At 39.9% G+C, this 18,253-nt stretch carries 10 protein-coding genes and 3 pseudogenes; 6 read left to right on the forward strand and 7 right to left on the reverse strand.

Annotation, left to right across the window (positions count from 1 at the left end; genetic code table 11):
• Positions 1 to 255: 255 nt before the first annotated feature.
• The 6 genes from HMPREF2086_RS06025 to HMPREF2086_RS06050 form a co-directional block, all read right to left on the reverse strand.
• A complete protein-coding gene (locus HMPREF2086_RS06025) occupies positions 256 to 1,665 on the reverse strand; it encodes a class II 3-deoxy-7-phosphoheptulonate synthase (protein ID WP_023927876.1) in 1,410 nt (469 codons plus the stop codon).
• Positions 1,666 to 1,742: 77 nt separating this feature from the next.
• Positions 1,743 to 2,510, reverse strand: a complete 768-nt coding sequence (ribA, locus tag HMPREF2086_RS06030; RefSeq protein ID WP_023927877.1) for a GTP cyclohydrolase II — start codon at positions 2,508 to 2,510, stop codon at positions 1,743 to 1,745.
• Between the two features lie 92 nt (positions 2,511 to 2,602).
• A complete protein-coding gene (locus HMPREF2086_RS06035; protein WP_023927878.1) occupies positions 2,603 to 3,685 on the reverse strand; it encodes an AzlC family ABC transporter permease in 1,083 nt (360 codons plus the stop codon).
• 332 nt (positions 3,686 to 4,017) lie between these two features.
• Positions 4,018 to 4,443, reverse strand: a complete 426-nt coding sequence (locus HMPREF2086_RS06040; protein ID WP_023927879.1) for a hypothetical protein — start codon at positions 4,441 to 4,443, stop codon at positions 4,018 to 4,020.
• A 170-nt stretch (positions 4,444 to 4,613) separates the two neighbouring features.
• Positions 4,614 to 5,768, reverse strand: a complete 1,155-nt coding sequence (locus tag HMPREF2086_RS06045) for an autotransporter outer membrane beta-barrel domain-containing protein (protein WP_023927880.1) — start codon at positions 5,766 to 5,768, stop codon at positions 4,614 to 4,616.
• Complete coding sequence (locus HMPREF2086_RS06050) at positions 5,707 to 6,792, reverse strand: hypothetical protein (protein WP_023927881.1); 1,086 nt, start codon at positions 6,790 to 6,792, stop codon at positions 5,707 to 5,709. The genes HMPREF2086_RS06045 and HMPREF2086_RS06050 overlap by 62 nt, the downstream gene beginning before the upstream one ends.
• A 267-nt stretch (positions 6,793 to 7,059) precedes the next feature.
• On the opposite strand from HMPREF2086_RS06050, the pseudogene hemH reads away from it, so the two are divergent.
• From hemH to HMPREF2086_RS06075, 5 genes and pseudogenes are all read left to right on the forward strand, one after another.
• Positions 7,060 to 8,019, forward strand: a pseudogene (hemH, locus tag HMPREF2086_RS06055) (ferrochelatase); the annotation flags it as partial.
• A gap of 196 nt (positions 8,020 to 8,215) precedes the next feature.
• Complete coding sequence (locus tag HMPREF2086_RS06060; RefSeq protein WP_023927883.1) at positions 8,216 to 8,959, forward strand: thioredoxin fold domain-containing protein; 744 nt, start codon at positions 8,216 to 8,218, stop codon at positions 8,957 to 8,959.
• 797 nt (positions 8,960 to 9,756) lie between these two features.
• Positions 9,757 to 10,536, forward strand: a pseudogene (locus HMPREF2086_RS12600) (cytochrome c biogenesis protein ResB); the annotation flags it as partial.
• Between the two features lie 771 nt (positions 10,537 to 11,307).
• Positions 11,308 to 12,354 (forward strand): annotated as a pseudogene (locus HMPREF2086_RS12605) (cytochrome c biogenesis protein); the annotation flags it as partial.
• Between the two features lie 28 nt (positions 12,355 to 12,382).
• Positions 12,383 to 14,875: a hypothetical protein gene (locus tag HMPREF2086_RS06075; protein ID WP_023927885.1), complete on the forward strand. Its 2,493-nt coding sequence runs from the start codon at positions 12,383 to 12,385 to the stop codon at positions 14,873 to 14,875.
• A 107-nt stretch (positions 14,876 to 14,982) separates the two neighbouring features.
• Here the strand turns inward: HMPREF2086_RS06075 and HMPREF2086_RS06080 are convergent, their stop codons facing one another.
• On the reverse strand, positions 14,983 to 15,429 hold the full coding sequence (locus HMPREF2086_RS06080) for a hypothetical protein (RefSeq protein WP_023927886.1): 447 nt from the start codon (positions 15,427 to 15,429) through the stop codon (positions 14,983 to 14,985).
• 311 nt (positions 15,430 to 15,740) lie between these two features.
• On the opposite strand from HMPREF2086_RS06080, the gene gyrA reads away from it, so the two are divergent.
• Positions 15,741 to 18,239: a DNA gyrase subunit A gene (gene gyrA / locus HMPREF2086_RS06090; protein WP_023927887.1), complete on the forward strand. Its 2,499-nt coding sequence runs from the start codon at positions 15,741 to 15,743 to the stop codon at positions 18,237 to 18,239.
• Positions 18,240 to 18,253: the final 14 nt, after the last annotated feature.

The raw sequence follows: 18,253 nt of genomic DNA on the forward strand, positions 1-18,253 counted from the left end.
TTTAGTTGCTTAAGATTTAGCTTCTGCCTTGACTTATTACATTTTGGACTTACTGCATTTTGGGCTTATTTCATTTTGTTTTTATCACACCTTATTACCTCACATAACCTGATATTATAATCAAAAATTATAATACTTTGGCTTAAGTGGCAAAATTTAGTGCAAAATCTAGCGTGAATTTTGACTAGATTTGCCACCAAAAATCACAGCTCCAAAAATCGCCCAAAATCCTAAAAACACCGCGCAATATCCGTTTTATTTTTGGCGAGATTTTAGCATATCAGCGATTAAAAACGCTAGCTCAATAGCCTGCGTAGCATTTAGTCTTGGGTCGCATTGGGTATTGTAGCAAGAAGCGAGGTTTGCCTCTGTGATAGCTTGAGAGCCACCCACACATTCAGTTACATCATCGCCCGTCATCTCTAGATGCACGCCACCAGCGATACCACCCTCTGCCTTAGCGATAGCAAAAAACGCCTTGATTTCGCTAGCGATTTTATCAAACGCTCGGGTTTTGTAGCCATTGTTTGCTTTTATGGTATTTCCGTGCATCGCATCACTACTCCATAGTATCGCCCTACCCTCTCTTAATACCTCACGCAGTAGCTTTGGAAATCTCTCTTGTAGCACCCCATCGCCCATTCGCACGATTAGATTTAGCCTGCCCTCCTCATTTGTAGGATTTAGAATATCACATATTCCTAGCACCTCATCTTTTGTCGCATTTGGTCCTATCTTTACACCAAGTGGATTTTCAACCCCGCGCAAAAACTCCAAATGCGCTCCGTCCAAATCCCTCGTGCGCTCGCCTATCCAAAGCATATGCGCAGAGCAGTCATACCATTTGCCACTTAGGCTATCTTTGCGCACGAGCTGTTCCTCATAGTTTAGTAGCAGTGCTTCGTGGCTTGTGTAAAATTCCGTAGTTTTTAGCGCAGGAGTATTGGCAGAATCTATCCCACAAGCTTTCATAAACTCCAACGCCTTTGTAATATCTTTTGCTAGTTCCTCGTATTTTTGCCCTAGTGCGTTGTTTTTGACAAAGTCTAGATTCCACCTATGCACCTCGCTCAAATCAGCTAGCCCACCGCTTGCAAACGCGCGCAAAAGATTTAGTGTAGCAGCACTTTGATGATATGCCTTTAGCATTCGCGCAGGCTGTGGCTCGCGCGAAGTCGCACTAAAGTCTAGTCCATTTATAATATCGCCTCGATAGCTTGGCAAACTCTCCCCCTGCACTTCCTCAAAATCTGCGCTTCTAGGCTTGGCAAACTGCCCAGCAAGTCGCCCCACCTTGATGATAGGACACCCACCTGCAAATGTCAAAATCGCACTCATTTGGATAATGACTTTGAACAAATCGCGGATTCCACTTCCGCTAAATTGGCTAAAACTCTCCGCGCAATCCCCCCCTTGCAACAAAAACGCCTCGCCTCTTTGGGCTTGCTTAAATCGCTCTTTTAGGCTTCTAGCTTCGCCAGCAAACACAAGCGGAGGATATGAGGCTAGCTCACGCTCGATGGATTCTAGCTCGGCTTTATCGGTGTAGGTTGGGTGCTGCTTTATAGGGAATCTCCTCCAGCTTGTTTTTTGCCAGCTTGTCTTTTGAGAGGTCTTTTTATTTGGACTTGCATTTAGATTTTTGAGAGAATCTTGTTTTGACATTTTTTATCTCCTTGATAAGTTTTTTGCCCTGTGCGAGTTTTGTTTTAAGTTTTTTGTGATTTTAGTCTTGATTTTGCTTATAGCAAATGCCCTAGTTTTGCCTTTTTGGTGGCGAGATATTTTTGATTATGTTTATTTGCCTCTATGATGATTTCACTTCTCTTTACCCTCACAAAACGCGAAATCGCTTCAATCTTTTTGGGATTATTTGTAAGCAATTCCACTTCCCCTATCCCATAATACTCCAAAATCCCGCCCACGATTGAGTAATCCCTATCATCGCTACTAAAGCCTAGTGCGATATTTGCCTCCACCGTATCATAGCCCTTATCTTGCAGGGCATAGGCATTTACTTTGTTAAAAAGCCCGATACCCCTGCCCTCTTGACGCAAGTAGATGAGTAGCCCTCCCCTGCCCTCCCTGTCGCTTTGGGCGATTTTTTGCATAGCTAGGGCTAGCTCCCCTCCACAATCACATTTTTGCGAGCCAAACACATCTCCTGTAAGGCATTCTGAATGCACGCGCAAAAGCGGAGTAAAATCACTAAATGTTTTTTGACAAACATTTGTGGAATCTATATTGCCAAAATCTTTTTGACTAGAATCCACTTTTTTAAAATTTTGCTTGCCAAAATCCTGCTTGTGATTTTGCTCAAAACTTTGTAGATTTTGGGCTAATATTTTTGCTAGATTTTCGCTTAGCACGACTAAATGCTCTTTTGGTTGATTTGCAAAATGCGCCTGTGGCACACTCTCTTTTTGTGGAGATTTTTGCAAAAATGACTGAATCACAAAATCCCCAAATCGCGTTGGTAGCTTTGCTTGGGTAGAAATCTCTAAATCCATAAAAATCCTTATCTATAAAATTTGACACAAAAATAAAAGTTTTAAACAAAGCGCGATTTTAGCACAAATAACGCACAAAATGCAAAATCTATTTATTTGAAAAATTTATTGCTTTTTAGGGATTTGTCTTTTTCAAGCCAAAAAAGTAGTGCGCAAATAAGCACCAAAGAGGGAAGCAAAAAAATATCTTTGCCAAAAATCCACAAGCAAATAAGACTTACAAAAATCCCAATAAGTGCAGGGGATTTGTCCCTCACTACGCGCCATTGCTCGATAAATAGCACGATAAAAATCGCATTCATCACAAATGCCATTCCTTGAGCGTTAAAACTCGTTAGATGCTGACTTAGCAAAGCCCCACTCACGCAGCCTATCACCCAATAAGTTTGGTTTAGCAGTGCGATGAAAAACATAAAATACCCACTATCTATTTTTGGGCTTGCTTTGGTATTTGCTTGAGATTTTGGAGAAGTCTTTAGCGTATTTGGATTGGCACTTTGGCTACTTGGACGCGGTTTTTTTAGATTCAGCAGTGCAAAAGTCTCATCAGTAAGCGAAAAAATCAAATACCATTTTTTCTTTTTCTCAACACCTCTAAACAAGCTAAGAGCTGAAAGAGCGTAAAAAATCTGCCTAGAATTTATCATTAAAGCGAGCAAAAACGATTCTAGCAAGCTTGCTCCATTGGCAAGCAAAGCCACACAAGCAAACTGCATAGCCCCCGCATAGATAATCACCCCCATCCCCAAAGCCCAAACCCAGTTAAACCCAGCCTTTTGAAGCAAAATCCCAAAAGTCGCACCCATCAAAATATAGCCCACAAAAATCGGCAAAGTATGCGGAAAAGCCTCCTTAAATGCCAAAAAAGCAGGGTGGCTATGAAGCGAGTTAGTCAAATCAGCAAAAAAGCGAGTATCAAAACGCGAAAAAACAGAGTAAAAAATATTTTGCGTAGGATTGTCTTTGGTGGGAGTGGTGTTTTTGGTGTTTTTAGCGTGTTGGAGGTTTTGCCTGCCACACATATCACGCACATTTTCAAAAGCACGGTTTAATATGTTAGAAATGTTTTTAAGAGGTTGCACACTAGATTGCGTGCTAGATTTTGGAAATTTTGGCAAAGATTTTTTAAAAGATTTTTTATGCCTATCTTTTGTGTTTTTGACTTCGTTGTCCATCTCTAAATATTACCTTATTATACGAATTTATCTTTTAGAAAGATTTTAGCTTATAAATCACACCCAAAATCGCCTATAAGCGCAAATATGCGTGCCTAGTAGTAGATTTAGGCTTTCTAAAGCGTGAGATTATAGCAAATATGAGTTATGCAAAAGACACACTTTTTTAGCTATTTCTTAACAAATATGATTTTTAAATCCTGCAAAATTTTTATCTTAAAGTTTTTTAGAATGCTTTAGCAAATACTTTTAGGCTTAAAAATAGGTTCTACATTGCCTATGATTTTGTCCTATGATTTTGCCAAGTGATTTAAAGTCCTGCACAAAATCGCCTACACAAATAGCCTAAAAGTAAAAACTACCGCGCCAAGCAAATCTAGCGCGTATAGCAATTTACAAAACCTTATATAGCTTAGCATTTTTACTTCGCTTGTCTTAGCGACTTTTAGTCGCTTTAGTCGCGCTATCTCGCCTGCAAATACAAACACCATAAATCCACACATAGCCCATACACGCGCACTCATAGCCCAATGCACACTAGCTAGTATAAACACCCCTGTGAAGCTCCCAATACTCACAAGCAAAAAGATAAGCGGCATCACAAACCAAATCTTTGTAATCACTTTTTGGTAGGTTTTGTAAGTAAAAAGAGTGTATAGATTGATAAGAAAAGGTATAGGGAAAAATCCCATAAAAAATGCGTGAAAAAACACCATATCATTAAAGGCTTTTACCACCATATCAGCTTCATTTGGCATATTTGCTCCTTGTTTTGAAAATTATCTTGCAAGTTGTTTTGCAAGTTGTTTTGTGGATTGTTTTGTGATTTTTAGAGATTATTTTTTATGAACGCATTTTAGCAAGTTTATGCCCACAAAAACCTATCAAAATACCAAACAAAGCAGATTATAAAGCCCCAAACCAAAATCTAAAATCTATATTTTACCCCCACATTCCCACTTACAAAAGTTTCGTTTTTATCTTGGATTTTGCCTGCGATGATTTGCTTGACACCTGCACTTAGGGTGATTGCAAGCCCTTGATAGATGCCAATATCCACCCCCACAATCACTTGGAAATAAGTTTTTAGAAGTGGAGTGCTAGAAATGCTAAAAGTCGTAGGCGAGCCTACAAACGAACTCACAAAATCGCTACCTTTTGCTAATACATATTGCTCAAACTTTGGTGTTATATAAAAGAAACTATCCACATTCCAATAACCACGCAAATCCGCACCAAAATCTAAGCTCATATTGACACTATTTATCGCATTTATCTCTAGTGCCAAGTCGCCATTTTCGCTATATTTTGGTGTGTGGTTGTAATAAAGATTTAGCCCAATGAGTGGCTTTGCTACAAACATTTTATGTGGTGTGAAAATATATCCGTAAGCCCCACTCACACCCACAAATCCACGCGCAAAATCTGCTTCATTTTGAGTGGATACAACATAGCGATTTTGCTTAGTTATCGCTACTTGCCCAAATGCTTTTATATCCACTTCATTTTTTCCAAAAACAAGACGCGCATATCCACCAAACTGCAAATTGTTGCTATTTTGCGTGATATTTGTATCTTTGATTGTAGAATAAGCATAGCTCATATATCCGCCTACAAAATGCACCCCCAAAGCCCTATCATAGCCCGCATTTACACCATATAGCGCACCTGAATTTTGCCCGATGATATTTGCCCCGCCAAATACATTTGCCCAAAAATTATTTTGTAGATTCTCCCTATGTGCGTTTGCAGTGAGTGCTTGGCTTAAAGCATCATTTTTACCTGCACTATCTGCGCTTACTTTTGCAGTATTTAACGCGTAGCGAATATTTTGAAATGGATTTGAAAATCGCGCCACTCGCTCAAGTATAGCCATTTGCGTTTGCATATTTTGAGCAGTTATAGCAGTGTCATAATAGCTATTTTGTAAAGTCTGTTTAGCTGTATTTACATTCTCTTGTATCGCTCCTTTTGCATAGCCAAAAAACAAATCGCTGCCGATAATCGCACCAGCACTATCTTTAATATCTTGTTTTTTTTGATTGCAAGGCAGAGAGTAGCATATCGCCTGCTTGATTGCCATACTTTTTATTATATTCTTTTGCGATTTGGGTGTCTGTTTGTTTTTCCACTTGAGTTTTTAGGAATTCTAGTCTTGCTCTTAACTCTTGCAGTTTTGTCTTTTCACTTTGTGAATAACCACTATCTTTACCTGCCCATTCTGTGGCATCAATTTGCATTTGCTCGCCATCTATTGCGTCTATATCCACACCAATCAAAGCAGATTTTAGCTCTTTTAGCGTTTTTGTCCCTACCGCTCTCATAGCATAGAGATTATTTCTTTCTAGTTTTAGTTTAGCACCAAATATATCGCCACTATATCCTCCTATGATAGTGCCTCTTTTCTTGCTATTTTTGTCCAAAACCTCAAAATCATAAGTTTTTTCTAGCATAGTAATATCTCTATGTATGACTGAAAAACTAGCAGTGTTCCCGCCTCCCAAAGTAATTCCACCATTTGAGCTAAGCACTAGCACTTTTGTTTGAGTGTTGCCTAAAAAATCATTAGAGATGATTGAAAAGTTCGTATTTGTTGTATTGCTTTTTCCACTAACGATTATACGACCTCTATTTGCCCCTCCACCTACATTGCTGATTTGCGCACCTTGCGTGCTTAGATTACCATTTAGATTTAGGATTCCATTAAAAGTCATAGTTTGTTCTAAGCCATTGTCATATATTTTCATTATCCCCGTGTGAATCTCTAGACTACCACCCTGCACGGTGAGATTTGCATTGATAGTTGATGGTTGTGATATAGTCATATTCGCACCAGCAAGATGAGGGATAAGCAATAGCTCTTTTGCACTGATAGCAAAGCCAAGATCATTTTCACCATTGGCAACTATATCATCATAAGAAGTGATAGTCGCTTGTGGAGCGGAAATGACAAAATAAGAAGCACCTTTTTTTCGTAGCTGTGAGCCAAGTTCGTTTATACCCCAAAGGGATATGCTAGTTTTGATGGGATTCTCATAAGCATATACGCCATTCCCTTTGTCTATAAAATCTTTTGCTTCTAAAGCATTTGCAAAATTTGAAAGCAAACAAAAGATTAAAGAAGTAGTTAATAAAACTAGTCTTTTACGAGAGAGAGAGAGAGAGTTTGCGCAAAATATTTTGTGTTAGATTTTGTTTTTTTGTGATTTATTGTAGCTGTCATTTTGACTCCTTTTTGATTTTTTAAGTTTAAGCAAATCTTATGCCTTTAGCAAAATTTTTTAACAAAGCAAGGTGCTACAAATGCAATTTGTTTGCAATATCTTGCTTGGATTTTGCTAAGATTTTGATTTATTTTTTAAAAGAGGTTATAAATGATACAAAAATCTACCGATTCCACTCCCAAAACCGCCGTCTTGCTTCTAAATATGGGAGGACCCACCGATATTTCAGGCGTAGAGCCGTTTTTAAAAAACATTTTTGCCGACCCATTGCTTTTACCTATCAAAAACAGCTTGATTCGCAAAATGGTAGGCAACATAATCGTATCCAAGCGACTAGAATCCGTCAAAGAAAACTACCGCAAAATAGGTGGCTACTCCCCTCTTATCAAGCATACTTTTGCCCTCACTTCCACGCTAAATGCACTAGATTCTAGCAAGACTTATAGCTATGCGATGAGATATTCCCCACCATTTTGCAAAGATGTCCTAGCTGATTTAAAAGCACAGGGAGTGCAAGATTTGGTGCTTTTTAGCCTATATCCGCAGTTTTCTACTGCGACTACATACTCCTCCTTGCTTGATGCCAAATCCTGCCTAAAGTCCCTAGAGTATGCACCTCGCGTGAGTGTGGTAGAGCATTTTAGCGAGTATGTGCCTTTTTATGAGCTAATCGCAGATGAGATTATCTCCACACTAAATGGCGCAGATAGCAAGGAGTTTGTGCTACTACTCTCTGCGCACGGACTACCAAAAAGCCTTATAGAAAAGGGCGATTGCTATGTAGAGCATTGCGAGAGGGGCAAACAAATAATACACAAAATCTTGCAATCTAGGGGGGTTGATTTTGCCAAAATAGTGCTTTGCTTTCAAAGCAAAGTAGGACCTATGCGCTGGATAGAACCAAGCACAAAAGACACCATATCCGCACACAAAGATAGCAAAATCATCATCTACCCACTTGCCTTTACCATAGACAACTCCGAAACCGACTACGAGCTAAAAATCCAATACAAAGAGCTAGCAGATTCTTTTGGAGTGCGCGATTATCGCGTGTGTGAGTGTCTAAATGACAAAGAGGGCTTTGCCAAAGTCATCATAGACCTAGCAAATCAAGCCCTACAAAAGCACACCACACAGCAAATCGCCCCCGCAAAATCAACAAAAAAGCCAAACACAAAACCTAAACCAAAATCTAGTAAATCCCAAAAATCACACAAATCTATCAATGCAAAACCTAGTAACAAGTCCAAACCAAAACAAAAACACAGCAAAAATCCCCAAACAAACCACAAAAAAGGAAAATCAAATGCCTAATCCCACACAAAATCATTTCACAAAAATCAAACAAAATCACTTAGATAAAAATAGCTTAAGCCATTTGCTAACAAAGCTAAAAAAGCGCAAAAATCACTTCGCACATATCGCATTTTTGCCGTTTTTTTGCGCCCTATTAGCCCTAAATGCCACGCTACTAAGTGGCTGCAAAGATGAAGCTAGCCAAAGCATAGATTCTAGTGATTTGGACAAAAACTCCTACTCTGGACTAGAGCATATTTTCAAAGATACCAAAGAGATTAGCCCTGATGGAAAGTATATGCTACTAATATTTGGGGCAAATGGTTGCAAATATTGCGAAAATCTAAAAAACGATATTAAGCAAGATAAAGCCCTGCAAAAAACCATAGGAGAAGACTTTAGCGCGTATTATATAAACCTAAGCTATGCCAAAATCCACAATTTCAAAATCGCCCAAGCAAGCACACCAAATGCCACGCAAAACAACGCACAAAAAGGCATAAAAGAAGTCAAACTCCCCACAAAAAAACTAGCCCAAATCTATGCTGTGTCGCCCACGCCCACTATCGTGCTAGCTAGCAAGGAGGGGCAGACGATTTTGCAATACCCTAGCTACTTGCCACCCGCGCAGTTTAGGGCATTGCTAGGCTTTATCACAAGCGAGAAATGGCGCGAAGCAAAAGATGATGAAAAAAAGCTAAACACACTTGTGCAAAAAGAGCTACAAAAAGCGTGGGAGCAAAATAATTTCTAGCAAATCACAGCACAACAAATCACAACAAAAGGACAGCAATGGCATTTTTATCAAAATTAAGCACAAAGCTAAACAAAAATCCACAAAGCGCAAACTCACAGCCACAAAAACAATCCCAAAAAGAATCGTTGCTTAGCATTTTTTACTCATTTTGGGTGATTTTGCCAATTATGTTTTTCTACGCACTTTCTTGCGCGGTAGCGACTTTTATCGAAAACGACTATGGCACGATTGCTGCAAGGGCGATTGTGTATAATTCGTGGTGGTTTGCACTTTTGCATATTTACCTTATTGTCGCGCTTATTGCGAGCTTTATCCATTATCGCTCGCTGCCACGCAAAAAATACGCTTCCGCACTTTTACACCTATCTTTTATCATCATCATCATCGGTGCAGGTATCACGCGCTACTTTGGTAAGGAGGGAATGTTTATCATAAGCGAAAATCAAAAAGCAGATTTTTATTATTCAAGCGAAAACTATATAAATATCTCTGCGATTGATGAAAATTGGCAAAAAGCACAGCCACAATTTGTAAGCGCGGATATTAGCGTATATGGGACATTTTTTGCCAAACCAAAAATCAATGAGGTTGTAGAGATTTTTGGCAAACCTTTGCACATAGTATCTAAAGACATAGCCCTAACCCCACCAAATCCACAAGAAGAAAATCTAAAAAATAGAGAAATGCTCCTAACCCTAGAGGTAAGCTACAATGGCGATACTCAAGAAATAACCCTGCTAGGCGGACTAGGTGGCTCTAATGAGCATAGAATCTTGCGCGTAGAAATAGGAGGAATGAAGTTTGGATTTCATTGGGGGGCAAAAAAAGTGGCTTTGCCTTTCCAAATCCGCTTACTAGAATTTGAGAAAAAAACCTACGCAGGCACAGAAAATCCCTCCTCTTATGCTTCACAAATCGAAGTGCTAGATGAAAATGACAAGATTTTGTTTCCATTTAGAATCTATATGAATCACACGCTAGATTTTGGCGGGTATCGATTTTATCAGAGCAATTACTACTTTGATGATGAGACAAACTCCTACACTAGCGTGCTATCAGTCAATAACGACCCCGGCAAAATCCCAACCTACATAGGCTACGCGCTTTTGATTTTGGCTGGGCTTTTGGTGCTATTTGACAAAAATGGGCGATTTAGGACGCTTGCAAAATATCTCCACAATGCAGAATCTAGCACGCAATATAATGAAGCAGAATCTAGTGCAAAATCTAGCAATTTCTTAAACCCAAAAGAATCTAACACAAAAGATAGGGCAAATTCTGTTGTGGATTCTAATGTGGATTTAAAAATAGATTCAAAAGCAAATTCTAAAGCAAAGTCTAAAATAGATTCCAAAACAGATTCTACAAGCACCAAAAGAGGGCGACCTAAAAAAATGCAAGAAACCACTCAACCCAAGAAAAACACAAATAAAACCACAAAAAAGTCCACACTAAAATCTCTAGGCATTGCGCTTGCTTCACTCGCACTTATTGCTACTACGCAAAACACTATCGCAGATTCAAGCAAAGCCCAAAATATACAAACGCACTCATCATCTAAACAAGCCACGCAGTCAAGCACACAAAACACTAGCCAAGCACCACAAAACCCACACCCAAATATGCAAGATATGTCCCTACCAAGTGCAGATTCTCTAAATCTCTCTCCCACACTAGAAAAAGCCCTAAATGACGCTCGTATCAGCCCTTATCTCCTAAAAGATGAGGACATACAAGAGAGGCAAAATCTATTAAAGGCAAATGCTAGCGAGTTTCAAGCACGGTTTGGCAAAATCCAAGTGCAAGACTTTGCAGGGCGAATCAAGCCTTTTGATACCATTGCTATGGAATTTGTGCACAAAATCCACAAAAAAGACGGATTTAGCGGGCTTAGCAATGTCGAAGTCTTGCTAGGAATCATCGCTTTTCCAAATGATTGGATGAGGGTGAAATTTATCGCCACAGACACGCCAAGACTGCGTGAGATTTTGGGCACACCAAAAGACAAAAAATATGTAAGCTGGCTTGATATTTATGATAGCAATCTAGGGGAATCAAAGCTGCACAACTACCTAGCCGAAACAAGCAGAATCCCCGCTAGCGAACATAGCAAATTTGACAAAGATGTCATCGCTGTTAGCGAGCGATTTGAGATTTTTACCAATACCCAAAACCTCCTTACTCTGCGAATTTTCCCCGATAGAGAAAGCAAAAGGTGGTTTTCTCCTAGCGAACTTATGGTGCTATATATGCAAAAAATGCTAAATGAGGAGCAATCCAAACTCTTTGAAGTGCAAGCCTCAATGATAAATATGCTCCAATTTAGCGTGCTAGAAGGGACAATCACTAATTCTTGGAAAAACGCAAATATCGCGCTAAAAGCGATAGAATCCTACCAAGAAAGCAATGGCGGAAGCGACTACCTAAGCCAATCGCAAGTCGAGTGGGAAGTCGCCCTAAATCATTACAATATCTTTGAAAAACTGATTTTTCCATATATGATTTTGGGATTTGCAGGATTTATCGTGGTGCTTGTTTTTATCGTGCGAGATAGGACATTGCCAAAGGGGCTGTATTATGGTATTTTTGGAGCTTTGGGGGTGTTTGTGCTAGCACATAGCTTTGGGCTTATCTTACGCTGGTATGTCGCTGGACACGCCCCGTGGAGTGATGCCTATGAGTCTATGCTATATATTGCGTGGGCTAGTGGCATAGCTGGAGTGGTGTTTTTTAGGCGATATATTTTGGCATTGTGCGCTTCTAGCTTTTTATCTGGCATTAGCCTTTTTGTCGCGCACGCTGGATTTATGAATCCACAAATCACAAACCTCGTCCCCGTGCTAAAATCTTATTGGCTAAATATCCACGTAAGCGTGATTACAGCTGGATATGGATTTTTGGGATTGTGCTTTATGCTTGGCGTGTTTAGCCTTGTGCTATTTTTGCTACGAAGCAAGCGCAGAGCAAACATTGACAAAGCGATTTTTTCAGTTGGTGCTATCAATGAAATGAGTATGATTTTGGGGATTTTGTTTTTGACTATTGGTAATTTTTTGGGCGCGGTGTGGGCTAATGAATCTTGGGGGAGGTATTGGGGCTGGGACCCAAAAGAAACTTGGGCACTAATTAGCATAGGAATCTATGCCATTGTCTTGCACTTGCGGTTTATGGGATTTGCAAATATGCCATTTGTGTTTGCAAGCGCGTCTGTGCTGGCGTTTTATAGTATTTTGATGACTTATTTTGGGGTAAATTATTTCCTATCAGGCAAGCATTCTTATGCTTCTGGCGACCCTATCGTTATACAATGGTATGTCTATGCCTTTGTGCTTGGCACGATTGCTTTGATAGTCTTTGCGTTTTTTAAGCGCAAGCTAAAAGGCGTGTATTAGGGCACAAAGCCACACATAAGGCAAAGCATTGCGCAAGATTCTTTTAAGCATTGGGGTATTTCTAGCCACACTCATAGTGAGCGCAAATCTTTTGCTTTTTACCTCATTTGGCAACAAGATTTTAGCCCCCATACTCCAAGCAGGGCTAAACTATAAGCTACCCATTCGCACCAAAATCCAATCATTACGCATATCTTTTGGCAAGATAGAGGCATCGCTCATCATCGCAGACACGCTAAAATCTAATCTCAAAGGCAGATACACGCTAAAAGGCTTTGATATTTTGGCAGATTTTGCCCCTACTGATGAGCTACGCGATATACTTAGCGCAAGCCAAAAGCACTCAAACCAAAAATCATCACCAAACTCCACAAAAAATGCTCCACAAAATAATCTGCAAAACACTTTACAAAATCTGCAAAATCCACCCTCAAACACTTCACAAAATCCCACACAAAGTCAAGCGCAAAACCCTGCGCAAAATACCTCTCCATATCTTTTCACTCTGCGCTTTGTAGGCAGATATAAAGACTACATTATCACAAGCATAAAAGAATCTAGTCAAATATCCGCACTTGAATATTTGCCCACTCCCTCTCACGCAACGCCTAATCCTCTCACTACTTACTCTCTTTCTACTCACACCTTTGCCACTCACGCAAATGTGCAATCCACACAAAAAAGATTAGCCCAAATAGAGCAACAAACCCTACCCCAAACCTCAAAAACACAATATTCACAAGTGCAAAACTTACAAGATGAGGACGATTTTGGCTCGTTTGAAAACACTATGGAACATTTTCGCCATCAAAACTCACAAACACCCTTGCCCTCTCTAAATACACTTCCCTCGCTACCTGATTTGTCCCATCCAAACACGCAGCTAGACAATACAGATTCTACCTCGCTTGATTTTGCGCTAGATTCGCCTGATTTGACACTGCAAAATCCACTCCTTGATTCTAGTCCTGATTCTATTTTGCTTGATTCCGCACTTGACTTTGCACTAGATATGATGCAAAATCCAGCCAATCAAACCCCACAAGTAAATATTTTGGCTAGGGCGAGATTTTTTGAGATAAAGCAATACGCCTTAGAGCTAAAGGCTTTTCCCTCTATCATCGTAAGTAAGATTTTAGATTTTCCTTATGATTTTTATGGGATTTTTGACCTAAAGGCAAAAGCCACGCTTCACGCCAAAAGAGAAAAAAGCAATATAAACGCGATTTTAAACGCCAAAAATCTAATCATACAAAAAAACCAAAAAAATCAAAAGATTCAGCGCAATCCAAATGCAAATCTGCTTAGCTTGCAAGCAAGATTTGGCACGCAAGAGGGCAATCTTTTGAGCACACTATCTATAAGCCTAAAATCCTCCCTAACCTCACAGCTAAAATCCCTAAAATCAACACCACGCAAAAGTATCATAGATAAGCCAAGCACGCCAAAAGACATACTGCCAAATATTACTTTACTAGCCCAAGCTAGCACCAATCTAAAAACCCTAAAAACCCAAGCCAAAATCACAGATACCTATGAAATCCCACTTGGCAGGCTTGACTTTAGCCAAAATGGCGAATATGACTTAGAGATTTTCAACCTCGCAAATTTGGGCGCGATGCTAAGCTTAAGACTTCAAGGAGATATGCACTTGCAAGGAAACTATGACATACAAAATAGCGTAATCGATGGCAAAAGCAACACACTAGGAGGGGTAAGCTACTTTGAGCTAAATGGAGACAATCTAAAAATAAATGCCGAAAATATCGCTTTAGAAAAACTTTTAGCCCTATTTGGTGTGCCTAGCGTGCTTGAGGGGAGAGCACAGATGAGTGCAAACTATAATTTTCTCTTTGCCAAAGGGACTATGAGCCTGCAAGCAAGCAATCTTGGAACAAATATCAATAGCGCGGATTTAAGTTTTTATGGGATTGAGGGGCTTAGCAAAAACCCCTCTCCTTTGGGAGCGGATTTGGAAAATATCTTAGAATCAAATAGGCTAGATTTTGGGGATTTGCAAACCACACCAAAAAATGTGATAAACACACCACAAAACACCACAACCCTAAGTATGCAATCCAAGCTAAACGCAGGCGTAAATGATTGCTCCCTAAACATAGACACACCAAGTGAAAAAATAGAATCCACTCGCTGCACCATAAACCTAATCGCTCAAAATCTACAAATCACCCTAACCCTAAAGCCCAAAAAATACACACAACAAGAATCGCAAAATCAAGCACAAAACCCGCCCGAATGGACAGAATCAAAAGAACTAGAATCAAATATGATTTCGCCACAAAATCAGCAAAATCTAAACTCACAAAATCTAATCCCGCAAAACTACTCAAATACGCAAAATCCAAACATACAAAGCGCAAATATACAGAATGCGAACATACAAAACGCAAATATAGTAGAGGGCTTGCAAATAAATATTAGCGGGAGTTTTTCTTCTCCACAAGTGCAAAAAAACCTCCCAGAATTACCCCCAGATGATGATGAATTCCTAGAATTTTAGCTATGCTTTTTAGTGCATTTGCAAAAGTAGCTTAACCGCATTTATAAAAGCAATTTATAGATTTTATCTTTGGATTGCAACTCTTGCTATGTTCTTAAAATTTTGTGCTATTTTTTGCAATTTTCGCAATAGCAGTCTTTGCAATATTTTTTTACGATTCGCTCCACTTCGTTGTGGTAGTTTGGCGAATCATACATAGCAAAACAAGATAGAAGCGAACGGATTTTGTGGTGTTTGTCAATATAGTTTTGTAGCTCTTTTAGTGGCCGTTTGCCTCCCCATTTTAGTCGCTCTTTTAGGGAATCTATGTCTTTTTTGCCCTCCGATTCTGCATTCAAATCACGCGAATAATTCGCACAATAATCAAGCCCCCAAATTTTGTAATCCTGCCTTGCAAAAAGCTTAAACATTTCTTTGCCCTCCATATTTACAGACATACTTGCGATATTATTTAGCGGTTTGGCATAAATAAAAAAACTACCTAAAAAACCCAGAAGCAAAAAAGTGCGACAGAAGCAAGAAGTGTAAGAAAGGATTTTAGGCTGTGGCAACATATTTAGATTCCTTTTTAGATTTTATCGCTTAAAACAGCAACAATGCAAAAAAAGGCGATTATAGCAAGTTTGAGAATATTTTTGTTTAATGATTTTTTCATAGCGCAAAGTTTAGTAAGTTTAATCAAAAATTGCCACCAAAATCGCCACAAAAATCTCTCCCCAAAAATCCATAGAAAAATCAAAAACACAAGCCAAAATCTAGCGCAATATAGCAAAACTTAAGCCGCCGAACAATTTGCCTAAAACAATTTGCTTTTAAGCAAACTTTAGCTAAAATCGCCTTTTAACTTTTGGCAGGAGCGCGACAAATGGAGAATCTACTTGATGATAAAAATATCATAGACATAAATATTGATGATAGCATTAAGGAGAGTTATTTAGATTATTCGATGAGCGTCATCGTAGGGAGGGCATTGCCCGATGCCAAAGACGGGCTAAAGCCCGTGCATAGGAGAATCCTATATGCGATGAATGAGCTAGGTGTAAGCTCTCGTGCAAGCTATAAAAAATCCGCTAGAATCGTAGGTGATGTCATCGGTAAATACCACCCACACGGCGATACAGCCGTATATGACGCTCTCGTGCGGCTTGCCCAAGATTTTTCTATGAGACTAGAGCTAGTCGATGGGCAGGGCAACTTTGGCTCAATTGACGGCGATAGTGCAGCTGCTATGCGATATACCGAAGCGCGTATGACACAAGCAAGCGAGGAAATGCTACGCGACATAGACAAAGACACAGTTGACTTTGTCCCAAACTATGATGACACCCAAAAAGAACCAGATGTCCTCCCCACACGCATACCAAACCTCCTTGTCAATGGCTCAAGCGGAATCGCCGTAGGTATGGCGACAAGCATACCACCACACAGAATCGATGAAATAATAGACGCTCTTTTTTGCGTGATAGACAATCCAAAAACACCACTTGATGAATTATTGGAGCATATCAAAGGACCAGATTTCCCAACAGGTGGAATCATCTACGGCAAGCAAGGCATAATCGATGCCTACGGCACGGGTAGAGGACGCATACGAGTGAGAGCCAAAACCCACATAGAAAAAACCAAGACAAAAGACATTATCATCATTGATGAGATTCCCTACCAAGTAAACAAAGCAAAACTTGTCGAGCAAATAAGCGAACTAGCAAAAGAAAAAATCATCGATGGCATAAGCGAAGTGCGTGATGAGAGCGATAGAGAGGGTATGCGAGTAGTCATCGAGCTAAAAAAGGACGCGATGAGTGAAATCGTGCTAAACAATCTCTACAAATCAACGACAATGGAAAGCACATTTGGGATAATATTGCTCGCTGTAAACAACAAAGAACCAAAGATTTTCACTCTCTTAGAATTGCTAAATATTTTTATCTCACACCGAAAAACCATCATCATTCGCCGCACGATTTTTGAGCTAGAAAAGGCAAAAGCTAGAGCGCACATACTAGAGGGGCTAAAAATCGCGCTAGATAATATCGATGAAGTCATCGCCCTAATCCGCGCTAGCAAAGACACAGAGGAAGCAAAAAACGGGCTTATGAGCAAATTTGGCTTAAGCGAACTACAAGCAAAAGCTATCCTAGAAATGCGCTTGCAACGGCTAACAGGACTAGAGCGCGACAAAATCGAAAACGAATATGCCGAGCTACTAAAACTTATCGATGAGCTAAGCAAAATCCTAAAAAGCGAAGAGCGACTAAAAGAAATCATAAAAGAAGAGCTAGCAGAAATCAAAGATAAATTCTCCACACCGCGCAGGACGCAGATTGAGGAGGATTATGACAATATCGATATAGAGGACTTAATCCCAAATGAACCTGTGGTAGTAACAATGAGCCACAGAGGCTATGTCAAACGAGTGCTACTCAAAACTTATGAGAAGCAAAATCGCGGTGGCAAAGGCAAAATAAGTGGCAACACACACGAAGATGATTTCATAGAATCATTCTTTGTGGCAAATACCCACGACACGATAATGTTTATCACAAATCGTGGGCAACTCTATTGGCTAAAAGTCTATAAAATCCCAGAAGCAGGGCGCACCGCTATCGGCAAAGCTGTGGTAAATCTAATCAACCTCCAAGCTGATGAAAAAATAATGGCAACAATCACAACAAGTGATTTTAACAAAGACAAATCGCTAGTATTCTTTACCAAAAACGGAATCATCAAGCGCACAAACCTAAGCGAATATAGCAACATAAGAAGCGTAGGCGTGCGAGCGATAAACCTAGATGAAAAAGATGAAGTCGTAACCGCTAGAATCATCACCCAAGAAGTAAAAGAGCTATTTATCGCCACACAAAAAGGAATGTGTATCAAATTCCCCATACAAGATGCAAGAGAAATCGGCAGAGTAGCTAGAGGTGTAACAGGCATACGATTCAAAGAAAAAGGCGATTGTGTCATCGCGGCCACCACGATAGGAAGCGATGAAGACAAACTCCTAACCGTGAGTGAGCGCGGTATCGGCAAGCAAACAAACGCAGGTGCATATCGCTTGCAATCACGCGGAGGAAAGGGAGTCATCGTAATGAAAATAGATGACAAAAAGACAGGGAATCTCGTAAGCGTGGTAAATGTAAATGATGAAAAACTAGACCTTATGGTGCTAACAAGCAAGGGCAAAATGATACGCGTAGATACCGAAGCAATAAGAGAATCCGCACGCAATACAATGGGTGTCAAAATCGTAAATGTCGCAGGCGAAAAGGTGGCGTTTGCCGTTACTTGCCCCAAAGAGGACAAAGAAGACGAACTAGATGAGGGAGAGGGTGGAAGTGATATAAAGGGCGAAAATCTCTAAACCACACATAATCA

The sequence above is a fragment of the Helicobacter macacae MIT 99-5501 genome (genome assembly GCF_000507845.1).
In the GTDB taxonomy this organism is placed as follows: domain Bacteria; phylum Campylobacterota; class Campylobacteria; order Campylobacterales; family Helicobacteraceae; genus Helicobacter_B; species Helicobacter_B macacae.